Origin of the sequence: Yoonia ponticola, assembly GCF_014199395.1 — a bacterium.
GTDB classification, from domain to species: Bacteria; Pseudomonadota; Alphaproteobacteria; order Rhodobacterales; family Rhodobacteraceae; genus Yoonia; species Yoonia ponticola.
Map to the genome: position 1 here is coordinate 498,111 of NZ_JACIJM010000001.1, position 13,021 is coordinate 511,131.

Below are 13,021 nucleotides of genomic sequence, written 5' to 3' on the forward strand. Positions count from 1 at the left end.
TCCTCGTCAGTTTGGCGCCTACAAAGCGCCCGGTTGCGGGTAAGATATTCGGCCTAAATGGCGAATGCGGGCAGGGGGGTCAAGTGGGGCTTGCGGCGCGGCTGTTGCTGTGGTGATTTGGGAACATGACACAGCAACATGAACCCAATTTTTTCACCTCGCCCGACGGTCGGCGTATCGCGTATCATTTGACTGATGGTAGCGGTCCTGCCGTTATTTTCTTGGGCGGTTTTAAATCCGATATGCAGGGTACTAAAGCCGTGTACCTCGAAGAATGGGCAAAGCGTGAAGGCCGCGCGTTTCTGCGGTTCGACTATTCCGGCCATGGCGAAAGCGACGGCGCGTTTGCCTACGGTGCGATTGGCGATTGGTTTGAAGATGCGCGTGCGGCGATCGGCTTGCTTGCTGGCAAGGTTGTGCTGGTCGGGTCGTCGATGGGCGGCTGGATTTCACTGCTGTTGTCGCGCGAGATGCCAGAGCGGATCGCGGGTCTTGTGACGATTGCTGCGGCCCCCGATTTCACCGAAGACGGCATGTGGGGCGGCTTTGACGACGCGCAAAAGGCCGCGTTGGAGAACGACGGGCAGGTGGCGTTGCCGTCGGAATATGGCGAACCTTACATTATCACAAAGCGGTTAATCACCGAAGGCCGGACACGTTTGGTTCTGCGCGATCCATTGGATCTGCCGTTTCCTGTGCGGTTTTTGCAGGGCACGGCTGACGCTGACGTTGATAAGGCCGTGGCGCTGCGCTTGCTTGATCATGCAGCGGGTCCGGACATGCGGTTAACCTTGGTTGACGGGGCGGATCATCGGTTCTCGGATGACGCCTGTTTGGATTTGATCAGCACTGCCGTCGAAGAGGTTCTGACGCGGTCGTAAAGGATGCCGCACTTTGGTGCTTTCGTTTTTAGGCCGAGCCTTGGTATAAAGGCCGCTCGCACAGGCAGCATTTGGCAGTTCAATGTTCGACATACACACACTCGACACGGACCTCGCATCGGCAGAGGCGAAGGTAGCCAACCTGCGGGACGGCTGCGCGAAATGTGTGACTTGGGCGGGCGATGCTGGTGTGAAAACGGACATCGCCGTCGTGTTTATCCACGGATTTTCAGCAACTTGCGGGGAATTGCGACCATTGCCAGAGACGGTAGCGGCTGCGTTGGGCGCGAATTTGTTTGCGACACGGCTGATGGGCCACGGACAAGATGGCGCTGCGATGGGCGACGCGACGTTGGACGGTTGGCGGGCGGATGTACGCGAGGCGGTGGCGGTTGGCCTGACAATCGGGAAACGGGTTCTGATCGTGGGCTGCTCGACGGGCTGCACATTAACCACGTTGGGGCTGTCGAACGGTGATATTCCATCGGGGCCAGAGGTGATCGGGGTGTGCTTCGTATCGCCGAACTTTGGCTTGCGGCATAAAGTGGCGCAGCTGGTTTTAGACCTTCCGCGGTCCGAAAGATGGGCCCCGTTTTTGATCGGCAAAGAGCGTAAGTTTGACGTGCATTGCGCGCAACATACCCAGTTTTGGACGACCCGATATCCGACCAAAGCGGTGAAGCCGATGGGCGATGCGATCCGTGCCGCACGGCGGTCTGATTTGTCAAAAATCATGACACCGATGTTCATGGCCATTAACGCAGATGACCAAGTGATTAACCCAAAGCGTGCCCGCAACGTGATGATGGCATGGGGTGGCCCGACTGATAAGCTGTCGCTGGTTCAGACGGCTGACGACGATGCAATGGGGCACGTGATGGCAGGCGACGTGTTTAGTCCTGGCCAAACCGCGCCGCTGGCTACGCGTATTGTGGAATGGGCACAGAAACTCTGACAAGTTACGAATGATCGCACGAAGGCTTGCACAGAACAGGCGCGGGCGGCACTGTTAAAAATGTTAATGTACAAAGGCATAGAGTTCGATGATGACGCTAAAGGCGCGCCTTAACTATGGGTGATCCGGTTGTTCTTATACCGCCGATTTTGTGTGATGCGCGCGTATTTGCGGGCCAAATCGCAGAGCTTTCGCGCGATCACCCCGTCCTTTTTGCGCCCACACGCGGGGCTGAAACGATTGAAGTGGCGGCAGCCAATATCTTGGCATGGGCCCCGCAAGAGTTCGCTTTGGCGGGCGCTGGCATGGGGGGGATGGTCGCGCTGGAATTGCTGCGCCGAGCCCCGAAACGGATTACGCGGGTCGCATTTATTAACGCCAATGCGCAAGCTGACACGCCCAAGAAAGCTGCCGACCGCGAGCCGACAATCATCGCTGCAAAGTCTGGCCGTTTTGAGGACGTGATTAACGAAAAGTTCGCGGCATGTCGGTTTAGCGATCAAACGAATGTACCGGACTTGATGCCACTGCTACGCGATATGGCGAATGGCATTGGCGCTGATGCTTACATTCAACAAGTCCGCGCTGTGCAGCGTCGCAAGGATCAACAGGCCGTTTTGCGTAAAATTACGCAACCCGCATTGGTGATTTCGTGTGATGGTGATCCCGAGAATACCCAGCGCCGTCAAGAATTTCTGGCCGAGATGATCCCGTATGCCAAACATGTTGTGATCAAAGGGGCAGGGCTGCTTCCGTCGTTGGAACAGCCTGCGAGATTGTCCCAGATTTTGCGGGATTGGTGTCGGCAGCCATTGGTGCTGCGGTAGCAAAAAGGCGGCCACTGGGGCCGCCTTTTGATCTTATTTCTTAGCGTTTGCAGCTTTGCGTGCTGCCCGTGATTTGGGCTGCGCAATTTTCGCTTTCACCGGTTCCGCTTTTGGCGCTACCGGCGTTGCCGCTGCTTCAACCTTGGCGACTGCGGGGGCTGGTGCCGCTTCCACTTTTGGGGCTGCAGCGACAGGTGCGGCTTCGGCCTTTGGTGCTGTCGGTGCTTCAGCTTTCACGGCTGTTGGCACGGCTTTGACGTCAGCTTTGGCCGCCGCTGGTGCTGCTTTCGCTTTCGGCGCCGCCGTTTTCGCAGGTTTCGCTGCTGGCTTTGCCTTTACCGCAGCTGGTTTGGCTGGTGCCGCTTCAGCTTTGGGTGCTTCTGACTTTTTCGGCTCGCTGGACGAGACGATTTTCAGCTCTGCTTTTGCAGGCGCTGCTGCTGGCGTCGCTTTTTTCGCGGCGGCAGGGGCAGGTGCACCTGAATTGGCGTCGATGAAATCTAGCACCAATGGCCGGATGTTATTGCGCCAGCTACCGCCCGCGAAAATACCGTAGTGACCCGCACCTGGTTCGAGGTGCGATGCTTTTTTGCCGTCGTCGAGGCCAGTTAACAGATCAAGTGCTGCCAAACATTGACCCGGCGCAGAGATATCGTCTTTTTCGCCTTCGACGATTTTCACGGCGACGTTGTTAATCTTGCCGATGTCTACTTTTTTACCAGCAACGACAAAATCGTTACGGGCAATGTCGCGGCCTTTGAAGATGCGCTCGACGGTAGAGAGGTAGAATTCAGACGTCATATCCATGACAGCCAAATATTCATCGTAGAACACGTTATGTTTGTCGTGCTCGCGTGCTTCGCCTTTGGCGCTGCGGATGATCTGGTCGCGGAATGCGTCGGCGTGCGTTTCGCCGTTCATCGAGATGAACGAAGCCAACTGCAACAAGCCCGGATAGACCGTGCGGCCAACGCCCGCATATTTAAAGCCAACGCGCTGGATCATCGTCTGTTCCAGCTGACCCATCGTGACAGAGCGGCCAAAATCGGTGACTTCGGTATGGTTCGCTTCGGGATCAACGGGGCCGCCGATCAGCGTCAGGGATCTTGGCTGCGCTTTTGGATCTTCTTCAGCGAGATACGCAGTTGCGGCAAGCGCAAGCGGCACGGGCTGGCAAACGGCAATCACGTGAATGTCTGCACCGAGCTCTTTCATGAACTCGACAAGGTATAGCGTGTAATCTTCGACATCGAATTTACCGGCGCTGACTGGAATGTCGCGGGCGTTGTGCCAGTCGGTGATATAGACATCACAATCGGGCAAAAGGCTAATCACGGTTTTGCGCAGCAACGTGGCATAGTGGCCGGACATCGGTGCGACTAACAAAACGCGGCGCGGCATCGGGTCACGACCTTGCACTTTGATTTGGATCAAATCGCCAAAGTCGCGTTTGAGTACAATCTCGGTATCAACAGAGTGATCTCTGCCATCACCAGACGGAACAGGAGGGATATTCCAGTCAGGTTTGACGACCATTCGGCCAAAGGTCCGTTCAGTGACCTCGCCCCATGCGCGTAACCAATCCATTCCAGGGTTTGTGGTAAGCGACATCATCGGGTAGTCTGCAAATGCGCGTGCTGTAGCGCCCAACCATTGGTTGGTGTTGCGAGTGGCTTCCATGAGGTCGTAGGTCATCATGTATTTCATTTGAAACGGCTCCTTTACGCACACGTTAGTGTAATTTTAACGCAATGCTGCAGTTGCACGGTAGGACGCAAACATTAAAATGACAACAACAGAATCAGACGACCGCGCCTTAGATGAACCCAGTGTGACAAAGCTCGAAGCTAATTTGTCGCGAATAGAACAACTTACGCAGCGGCTTTTAATTGCAATGAATCCGAAACGTCACGTTCCGACGTCGCTTCAGGGGCCATCACCCGACCTTTATGCAAAGGCAGCATCGGCATATATGTCCGATATGATGAGTAATCCGGGCAAGATGATCGAGCAACAGGTCGCGTTCTGGGGCAAGTCTGTAAAGCATTTTGTCGAATCACAACACCTTTTGGTGCAAGGCAGGCTCGAACATCCGGTTGATCAAACCGGTCCTGATCGCCGTTTTGCACATGAATTGTGGGACACGAATCCTTATTTTAATTTCATCAAGCAACAATATTTGATGAACGCCGATGCAATTCGCGAAACAATTTCGACAATTGAAACGCTGGATGCAGGCGAAAAGCGCAGGCTGGAATATTTTGGCGAACAGATCGTTGATATGTTTAGTCCGACCAATTTTTTAGCGACAAATCCAGAAGCGCTGAGCCTCGCTGCCGAAACCGAAGGCGAAAGTCTGGTTGCCGGATTAGAAAACCTGATCCGTGATTTCGAAGCAAATGACGGCGATCTTGTTGTGACTTTGGCTGATAAATCCGCGTTTGAAATTGGCAAAAACCTGGCCACGTCGCCGGGTGAAGTCGTTTTCCGCAATCATTTATTTGAATTGATCCAATACACACCGACCACCGAAAAAGTACACGAGATTCCGCTCGTCATTTTCCCGCCGTGGATTAACAAATTCTACATCCTTGATTTAAAGCCGGCCAATAGCTTGATCAAATGGGCGGTAGAGCAGGGGTATACTGTCTTTGTCGTGTCATGGGTCAATCCGGACCCGTCATATCGCGACACGTCGATGACCGACTATATAGAAGACGGGTATTTGACCGCGATTGACCAAGTGAAATCGATTTGCGGTGTGAAAAAGGTCAACGCGATCGGCTATTGCATCGCGGGCACAACATTGTCGCTGACAATGGCGATGATGGCGCAACGCGGTGACACCTCTATTAATGCCGCGACGCTCTTTACGACCCTGACCGACTTTTCGGATCGCGGCGAAGTGGGCGTGTTCCTGAACGATGACTTCGTTGACGGGATTGAAGCCGAGGTCAATCAGGCGGGCATTCTCGATCACTACTATATGTCACGCACGTTTTCGTTCCTGCGGTCGAACGATCTGATCTACGGGCCGGCGATCAAAAGCTATATGATGGGCAAAGCTCCGCCAGCCTTTGATCTGCTGTATTGGAACGGCGACGGCACGAACCTACCAGCCAAGATGGCTGTGGAATACTTGCGCGGGCTGTGTCAACGCGATGAATTCGCGACCAAGGGCTTTGACGTGGCGGGGACGACCGTTCACCTGTCCGAAGTCCAAGTGCCGATTTGCGCAATTGCGTGTGAAACCGACCACATTGCAGCTTGGAAAAGCAGTTTCCGTGGCGTGCAGGGCATGGGGTCAAAAGATAAGACGTTCATCCTGTCTGAAAGCGGGCACATCGCAGGCATCATCAATCCGCCGAGCAAAAAGAAATACGGACACTATACAAACCCCGAACTTGGCCTGACGGCTGACGACTGGTTGCTGGACGCGGACAAACACGACGGGTCATGGTGGCCAACGTGGGATGCGTGGTTAGCGCCGCGATCGGGCAAAAAGGTGGATGCACGCACGCCGGGTGGTCCAGATCACCCCTCTCTTGCCCCTGCTCCGGGGACCTATGTGACCAAGTGAGTCGTGAAAAATCTCTCGCGTGATGCGTGTTTTTTATCGACGTAACTGCGTTTTATAAGGGGTTTTGCGGCTAACTCTACGTAAAGATTGAATAATTCAACGGCGTAAAAATATGATGCTGCAGTGCAGAAAATACTTGAAATGCTGCACTGCAGCATGTATCTAGAGGTTAGACGAAAAAAGCGGTTATCCCCCGCGCTCATACAACCTGAAAGGTCAGTACCATGGCTAATACACAAGACTTCACAGCTGTTTTCAAAGACATGATGGGTTCTTTCCCAGTAGACACAAAAGCAATGGAAGGTTCTTTCAAGAACTCTACTGCTTTGGCTGAAAAAATGTCCGGCGTTGCAATCGACGCTGCTGGCAAATCTGCTGAGCTGTCCGCGAAATGGACACAGGACACATTGGCTAAAGTTGAAGCAATGGCAAAAGCCAAAGCTGAACCAGCTGACTACGCAAAAGCAATGACAGACTTCGCGTCTTCACAAGCTGAATCCGCTGCTGAACACATGTCTGCTTTCGCTGAAATCGCGAAAAAAGTACAAACTCAGACAATGGAATTGATGATGGCTGCTGGCAAAGACCTGTCAGAAGACGTGTCTGCTGCTGCGAAAAAAGCACAAGCTGACATGACGACAGCTGCGAAAAAAGCAACTGCTACTAAGTAAGCGGTGACTGAAAAATAACGGCTCTTTCCTCCCAAGAGCCTGCATTTTCGAGGCGGTCTGCAGTGCAGGCCGCCTCTTTTCATTTCTTGATTTGGGTTCATCAATTATGAACCTTTATCGCGGATGATGGCGGGATTGGGCGCATGCACATCACTGTTATTTGCAATTTCAATCTCTTAGCGGTAAGATGTGTCCAATAAAAATAATAGTTTGAGCGGTTTTAACGATGATCTCTATACTGAATAATCTCTGGGTAAATTATCTTGGCCCACTTTTGCAGCGTCCGAAACGGCAGCAAGTCGCGGCTCTTTGCTATCGCGGCAAAGGGGACGGTAAAGAGGTATTGTTGATCACCAGCCGTGGCACAGGCCGTTGGATTATTCCCAAAGGCTGGCCCATCCGTGGCAAAAACGGCCCGCAATCCGCAATGCAAGAAGCATGGGAAGAAGCAGGCGTGCGCGAAGGTACTGAAAACCCCGACGCAATCGGCTCTTACACCTATGACAAACGCCAAGCGTCAGGGTGGTCGTTTCCGGTCGAAACCATGGTTTACCCCTTTGCGGTTGATGCCCTAGAGGACGAATTCCCAGAGGTTGCAGAACGTGAACGCAAATGGGTCAGCGCGGATGATGCCGCCAACCTTGTGCAAGAACCCGAATTGAAAACGATCCTGCGTAATATCTGACGCGTTCAGAACCCTGTTGATTTGTGACCCGCGATCGGTGAAACCTGCCGCGACACAAAGGGATGGGAAATGACTGACAACTCCTCTGGCGACAGCCGTCACTTAGAAACGCTCGACCGCGACCTAGCGCGATTTTCAAATCTGGAATTAGCGACACAATATGTGTCCCGCCCAATGGTTGGGCCGGGAATATCAATTTTGTTCGTGGTTTTGGCGGGGCTGCTGGCCTTGTTGTTTTTAGGTCAAACCAACAACACATTGATCGTCGTGATTGCGGCAAGCCTTGGCGCATATATGGCGTTGAACATCGGCGCGAACGACGTGGCTAACAACATGGGGCCTGCGGTCGGGGCGAATGCCTTGTCGATGGGCGGTGCTATCGCGATCGCTATCGTCTTTGAAAGCGCCGGTGCATTGATCGCTGGCGGCGACGTGGTCTCGACCGTGGCGAAAGGCATTATCGCCCCCGAAAATATGGGCACAGCGGATACGTTCATCTGGGCAATGATGGCGGCACTTTTGTCGGCCGCACTTTGGGTGAATTTGGCGACCTACATCGGCGCACCAGTCTCCACGACGCATTCCGTCGTCGGCGGCGTCATGGGGGCAGGGATCGCTGCGGCTGGTTTTTCTGCGGTGACTTGGTCCACGATGGGCGGCATCGCGGCTAGCTGGGTGATTTCCCCGATCTTGGGCGGCGTTGTCGCGGCTGGTTTCTTGTGGCTTATCAAGGCCAAGATCATCTACACGCCCAATAAAATCGAAGCGGCGCGCAGGTGGGTGCCGATCTTGGTGGGCATTATGGCCGCAGCCTTTGCCGCATATCTCGCGTTGAAAGGCATCAAGCAGCTGATTAAAATCGACATGGTGACGGCTCTGCTGATTGGCGCTGGAACTGGTGTTGTCTCATGGCTGGTAATGATCCCTGTGATTAAGAAACAGTCAGAAGGTCTTGAAAACCGGAACAAATCTCTGAAGGTTCTGTTCGGTATTCCGCTGGTGGTATCCGCCGCATTGCTCAGCTTTGCGCACGGCGCGAATGATGTTGCGAACGCTGTTGGCCCGCTTGCGGCCATCGTGCAGGTCTCGCAATCCGGCGACTTCACCCATGCGTTTACCATTCCAATCTGGGTGATGATCATCGGTGCGTTCGGTATTTCCTTTGGTCTGTTCCTGTTCGGCCCGAAATTGATCCGTATGGTTGGCGGCCAGATCACCAAACTGAACCCGATGCGCGCCTATTGTGTGGCTTTGTCCGCTGCAATCACCGTGATCGTGGCCAGCTGGTTGGGCTTGCCCGTCAGCTCTACCCATATCGCTGTGGGTGGTGTGTTTGGCGTTGGTTTCTTCCGCGAATGGGATGCTGAGCGCCGGATTAAAGCTGCGCGTAGCACGATGCCGGACCGTCCGAGCTATGGTCCCGAAGAGCGTCGTCGTCGCAAACTTGTCCGCAGGTCGCACTTCATGACCATTATCGCGGCGTGGGTGATCACGGTGCCTGCTGCCGCTCTGCTGTCGGCGGTGATCTTTTACGGCATCACGGCCTTTGTTGGTTAACAAGTCAGGGTAGGGCTGCGTGGCCCTACCTACCTTTCGGTTACGATTTCCCCCATTTTTCTTTTCTTTTGCCGCACCGCCGCTTAGGCTTTGCTGCAACGCAACATGTCCAGGGAGGGACTGACCGTGGCTGAAGCTAACAAACCATTACTGATCAAGCGCTATGCGAGCCGCCGTCTGTATAACACCGAGACGAGCGATTACGTGACCTTGGAAGACATCGCGACCTTCATCCGCGAAGGCCGTGAAGTGCAGATCGTGGATCTGAAATCCGGCGATGATCTGACCCGCCAATATTTGCTGCAAATCATTGCCGAACACGAAAGCCGTGGCGAAAGCGTGCTGGGCGTCGATATTTTGACCGACCTCGTGCGCAGTTACACGTCGCAGGCGTCGTCTGTGGTGCCTGATTTTCTACGTGCCAGCTTTGAAATGCTGCAAAACGGGCAGTCCAAGGCGATGGAAAATATGACAAAGGTTAATCCGATGGCCGCGATGCCCGGATTTGATGCGATGCGTGCGCAGCAAGAACTGTTCATGAAGGCGATGACTGGTGGCATGATGCCAGGCAAAACGGGGTCCACTGCTGAAAAAGGCGATGGCGACGACCTGTCGGACATCAAAAATCAGCTGGCCGCGTTGCAGGATAAACTGTCCAAAATGGGCAAATAACGCCTTTCAGACTAAAGGACCGACAATGGTAACGACCACCGGACGTGTCACCCTTTGGGGGATCGAAGTCTTTGTGGCGACGGCAGAAGAGGGCGCAATTTCCGCGGCCTCTCGCCGTTTGGGGACCTCTGCGGCGACGGTCAGCCAGCAGTTAACAAACCTCGAAGGTGCGATTGGTACCACCCTGCTGGACCGCGGTGCCCGGCCGGTGACATTGACCCCCGCAGGCGAGATGTTCCTGCGGCGCGCCAACACAATCCTGAACGAAGCAGAACAAGCCCGCGCCGAGTTGGCGATGGCCGATCTGTCACGTCTCACACGCTTACGTCTTGGTATGATTGAAGATTTTGGCGCTGACGTGACGCCCGCTCTGCTATCTGAGATGAGCGCTGAATTGATGAACTGCCAGTTTCTGCTTGAGACAGGTGCGACGCATCAGTTGAATGATCTGCTCGATTCCCGCGCCTTGGATGTCATTGTGGCCGCTGAAACGGGCCGCACTGATGTGGGCATGGAGGTCTATCCGCTGATGACCGAACCCTTTGTCGCGGCGGTCCCAAAAGGCCGGATCAAAGAAGGTGACATTGCCAAACAACTTCGCCGTTTACCGTTGATTCAATATACGACGCGGCACCATATGGGCCGCGTGGTTAAGGCGCATCTGGAACAAGTTGGGGTGACGTTCACCCACCGGTTCGAACTCGACAGTTATCACGCGATCATGGCCATGGTCGCCGAAGGCGCGGGGTGGTCTATCCTGACGCCGCTCGGGTGGATGCGGGCCGCACGGTTCCAAGACAAGGTTGATCTGATCGAACTGCCGTTCGCCCCGCTTTCGCGGACGATCACCCTCACGTCGCGTAAAGATGTGTTATCAACGATGCCGAAAACCATCGCTGAACGCCTACGTCCGTTGCTGCAAGACATGATCGTGACGCCCGCCGTGGCCGAACATCCGTGGCTCGCCGAAAAATTACGCCTCGTGTGATTGTTGTTTGCGTGCATAGCCCTTAGACATTGTTCAAAAGACGTGGAAATAAGGGGAAAACGATGCAAATTGATGATGTGGCCGAGCGCGGTCTTGTTCTGCTAGGATGCGGAAAAATGGGATCTGCGATGTTGGCTGGCTGGCTGGCAGACGGGTTGCCCGCGACCTCTGTTTGGGTGTTGGACCCTTATCCTTCAGACTGGTTAACGGCGCAGGGCGTCCATATCAACGTCGCATTGCCGGACAATCCTGCGATTATATTGGTCGCCGTCAAACCACAAATGATGGGCGATGCCTTGCCGCAAATTCAAGCACTTGGCAACGGTGAGACGCTGTTTGTGTCGGTGGCTGCAGGCACGTCAATTGCGACATTCGAAGGCGTGTTGGGTGACAGAACGCCAATCGTCCGCGCGATGCCAAACACGCCAGCGGCCATCGGAAAAGGGATCACTGCACTGATCGGCAATGCCCATGTAACGGCGGACCAATTGGACATTGCAGACCAGTTCTTGCAGGCGGTCGGTCAAACTGTGCGCTTGGCGAACGAGGGTCAGATGGACGCTGTGACGGCAGTCTCCGGCTCTGGTCCGGCGTATGTTTTCCACTTGATCGAGACGCTGGCGGCAGCGGGAACAGCACGTGGATTGCCCGCCGAAATGGCGATGAAATTGGCGAAAGCAACGGTCGCGGGCGCAGGCGCTCTGGCCGAAAATACGGACGAAGGCCCCGACGCATTGCGCATAAACGTGACCTCGCCTAATGGCACGACGCAGGCGGCCTTGGATGTTCTGATGAACGAAACGGACGGCTTTCCGGTCCTGTTGCAACGCGCAGTAGACGCCGCAGCAGACAGATCAGAGGAGTTGGGGCGTGGCTGACGAGATCAACTTTGACGACTTTATGAAAGTCGATGTGCGCGTGGGGGTTGTCCTGCGCGCCGAAGCCTACCCCGAAGCACGGGTGCCAGCGATTAAGCTTTGGATCGATTTTGGCGATGACATTGGCGAGAAAAAGACCTCTGCCCAGATCACCGCGCATTACGATCCCGACATGATTATTGGCAAGCAAGTCTTGGCGGTCGTTAACTTTCCGCCGCGCCAGATCGGGAAATTCATGTCAGAGGTTTTGGTGCTCGGTATGCCTGATGAAAATGGTGGTGTGGTCCTTGTTGGCCCCGACCAAAATGTACCCGTAGGAGGGCGACTGCATTGAAAACGCTTCTTATTACGCGCCCAATCGCTGACGCCGTTATAGCACAAGCCCGTGATCTGTTCGACGTGACGGTGTTGGAAACTGGGGCCATGGACGAAGCCGCCGCAGGTCAAGCGTTGCAGGACTACGACGCGATCTTGCCCACATTAGGTGACGCGTTTACCGCGAATGCGTTCGCGGCAGCGGGCGAAAATCCACGGTGCAAAATGCTTGGTAACTTTGGCGTCGGCTACAATCATATCGACGTGGCCGCAGCGAAACAGGCGGGTGTTCAAGTCTCGAACACGCCAGATGTGTTAACGGATGCGACCGCTGACATCGCCATGACACTGCTGCTTGCGACCGCGCGACGTGCAGGCGAAGGCGAGCGGTTCGTGCGGTCCGGTCAATGGGGCGGATTTAGCCCGAAAGGCCAGCTTGGCACGCATGTGACGGGCAAAACGGTTGGCATCATCGGCATGGGCCGGATCGGGCAAGCGATTGCGCGACGCTGTCATTTCGGTTTTGGCATGCAGGTGGTTTTCTTTAACCGCTCAGCCAAGTCGGTAGACTTTCCCGCGACGCAAATGCCGACATTGAACGACACAATGAGCGCCGCTGACTTTGTGGTTGTGGCGACCCCGGGTGGGGCGGCGACGACGCATTTAATCGACGCGGCAGCGATTGGGGCGATGAAACCGTCCGGCATCTTCGTGAATATCAGTCGTGGTGAGGTTGTGGACGAACCCGCCTTGATTGCAGCACTTCAAGCGGGTCTGATCGCGGGCGCGGGGCTGGATGTTTACGAAAACGAACCGCACGTGCCAGACGACCTAAAGGCGCTAGAGCAATGTGTGCTTCTGCCACACCTCGGCAGTGCGACGTTCGAGACGCGCCAAGCGATGGGGCAAATGGCGCTCGACAATATCATTGCGTGGTCCAAAGGCGACGTGCCACCGCAATTGGTGTGACGCCGCGATTTTTCGCGAAAAATCTTATAAATTTTCGCGAAAA

Annotated in this window: 12 protein-coding genes and 1 pseudogene; 12 read left to right on the forward strand and 1 reads right to left on the reverse strand. The window is 54.8% G+C overall.

Annotated features, from left to right (window positions below; translation table 11 throughout):
• Positions 1-125: 125 nt before the first annotated feature.
• The 3 genes from FHS72_RS02505 (at position 126) to FHS72_RS02515 (ending at position 2,663) form a co-directional block, all read left to right on the forward strand.
• Positions 126-881, forward strand: coding sequence for an alpha/beta hydrolase (locus tag FHS72_RS02505; protein ID WP_183525029.1), 756 nt, complete (start codon positions 126-128; stop codon positions 879-881).
• Positions 882-963: 82 nt separating this feature from the next.
• Positions 964-1,836 (forward strand): alpha/beta hydrolase, encoded by an 873-nt coding sequence (locus tag FHS72_RS02510; protein ID WP_183525032.1) that lies wholly within the window; start codon positions 964-966, stop codon positions 1,834-1,836.
• A gap of 116 nt (positions 1,837-1,952) precedes the next feature.
• Complete coding sequence (locus tag FHS72_RS02515) at positions 1,953-2,663, forward strand: alpha/beta fold hydrolase (protein WP_221235314.1); 711 nt, start codon at positions 1,953-1,955, stop codon at positions 2,661-2,663.
• A gap of 447 nt (positions 2,664-3,110) precedes the next feature.
• Here the strand turns inward: FHS72_RS02515 and phaZ are convergent.
• Positions 3,111-4,370: pseudogene (gene phaZ / locus FHS72_RS02520) on the reverse strand (polyhydroxyalkanoate depolymerase); the annotation flags it as partial.
• 79 nt (positions 4,371-4,449) lie between these two features.
• Between phaZ and FHS72_RS02525 the strand changes: the two are divergent.
• From FHS72_RS02525 to FHS72_RS02565, 9 genes are all read left to right on the forward strand, one after another.
• The gene (locus FHS72_RS02525; protein WP_183525035.1) at positions 4,450-6,243 is read left to right on the forward strand and encodes a PHA/PHB synthase family protein; all 1,794 of its coding nucleotides are present in this window, start codon (positions 4,450-4,452) and stop codon (positions 6,241-6,243) included.
• 224 nt (positions 6,244-6,467) lie between these two features.
• Positions 6,468-6,914 carry a phasin family protein gene (locus FHS72_RS02530; RefSeq protein ID WP_183525038.1) on the forward strand — a complete coding sequence of 149 codons (447 nt, stop codon included), beginning with the start codon at positions 6,468-6,470 and terminating at the stop codon, positions 6,912-6,914.
• 226 nt (positions 6,915-7,140) lie between these two features.
• On the forward strand, positions 7,141-7,599 hold the full coding sequence (locus tag FHS72_RS02535) for an NUDIX hydrolase (RefSeq protein ID WP_183525042.1): 459 nt from the start codon (positions 7,141-7,143) through the stop codon (positions 7,597-7,599).
• Positions 7,600-7,668: 69 nt separating this feature from the next.
• Positions 7,669-9,156, forward strand: a complete 1,488-nt coding sequence (locus FHS72_RS02540; RefSeq protein WP_183525046.1) for an inorganic phosphate transporter — start codon at positions 7,669-7,671, stop codon at positions 9,154-9,156.
• 126 nt (positions 9,157-9,282) lie between these two features.
• Entirely contained in the window at positions 9,283-9,828 is a 546-nt protein-coding gene (phaR, locus tag FHS72_RS02545) for a polyhydroxyalkanoate synthesis repressor PhaR (RefSeq protein WP_183525049.1), read from the forward strand.
• Positions 9,829-9,853: 25 nt separating this feature from the next.
• On the forward strand, positions 9,854-10,816 hold the full coding sequence (locus tag FHS72_RS02550; protein WP_183525052.1) for a LysR family transcriptional regulator: 963 nt from the start codon (positions 9,854-9,856) through the stop codon (positions 10,814-10,816).
• Positions 10,817-10,878: 62 nt separating this feature from the next.
• Positions 10,879-11,694: a pyrroline-5-carboxylate reductase gene (gene proC, locus FHS72_RS02555; RefSeq protein ID WP_183525055.1), complete on the forward strand. Its 816-nt coding sequence runs from the start codon at positions 10,879-10,881 to the stop codon at positions 11,692-11,694.
• Positions 11,687-12,028 carry a tRNA-binding protein gene (locus FHS72_RS02560; protein WP_183525058.1) on the forward strand — a complete coding sequence of 114 codons (342 nt, stop codon included), beginning with the start codon at positions 11,687-11,689 and terminating at the stop codon, positions 12,026-12,028. Before proC ends, FHS72_RS02560 begins: the two co-directional genes overlap by 8 nt.
• Positions 12,025-12,978 carry a 2-hydroxyacid dehydrogenase gene (locus tag FHS72_RS02565; protein WP_183525061.1) on the forward strand — a complete coding sequence of 318 codons (954 nt, stop codon included), beginning with the start codon at positions 12,025-12,027 and terminating at the stop codon, positions 12,976-12,978. The genes FHS72_RS02560 and FHS72_RS02565 overlap by 4 nt, the downstream gene beginning before the upstream one ends.
• Positions 12,979-13,021: the final 43 nt, after the last annotated feature.

Coding starts and splice junctions, on each gene's coding strand:
- FHS72_RS02515 (WP_221235314.1), top strand. CDS start 1,953: ATGGGTGATCCGGTTGTTCTTATACCGCCGATTTTGTGTGATGCGCGC.
- FHS72_RS02530 (WP_183525038.1), top strand. CDS start 6,468: ATGGCTAATACACAAGACTTCACAGCTGTTTTCAAAGACATGATGGGT.
- proC (WP_183525055.1), top strand. CDS start 10,879: ATGCAAATTGATGATGTGGCCGAGCGCGGTCTTGTTCTGCTAGGATGC.
- FHS72_RS02550 (WP_183525052.1), top strand. CDS start 9,854: ATGGTAACGACCACCGGACGTGTCACCCTTTGGGGGATCGAAGTCTTT.
- FHS72_RS02540 (WP_183525046.1), top strand. CDS start 7,669: ATGACTGACAACTCCTCTGGCGACAGCCGTCACTTAGAAACGCTCGAC.
- FHS72_RS02505 (WP_183525029.1), top strand. CDS start 126: ATGACACAGCAACATGAACCCAATTTTTTCACCTCGCCCGACGGTCGG.
- FHS72_RS02535 (WP_183525042.1), top strand. CDS start 7,141: ATGATCTCTATACTGAATAATCTCTGGGTAAATTATCTTGGCCCACTT.
- FHS72_RS02510 (WP_183525032.1), top strand. CDS start 964: ATGTTCGACATACACACACTCGACACGGACCTCGCATCGGCAGAGGCG.
- FHS72_RS02525 (WP_183525035.1), top strand. CDS start 4,450: ATGACAACAACAGAATCAGACGACCGCGCCTTAGATGAACCCAGTGTG.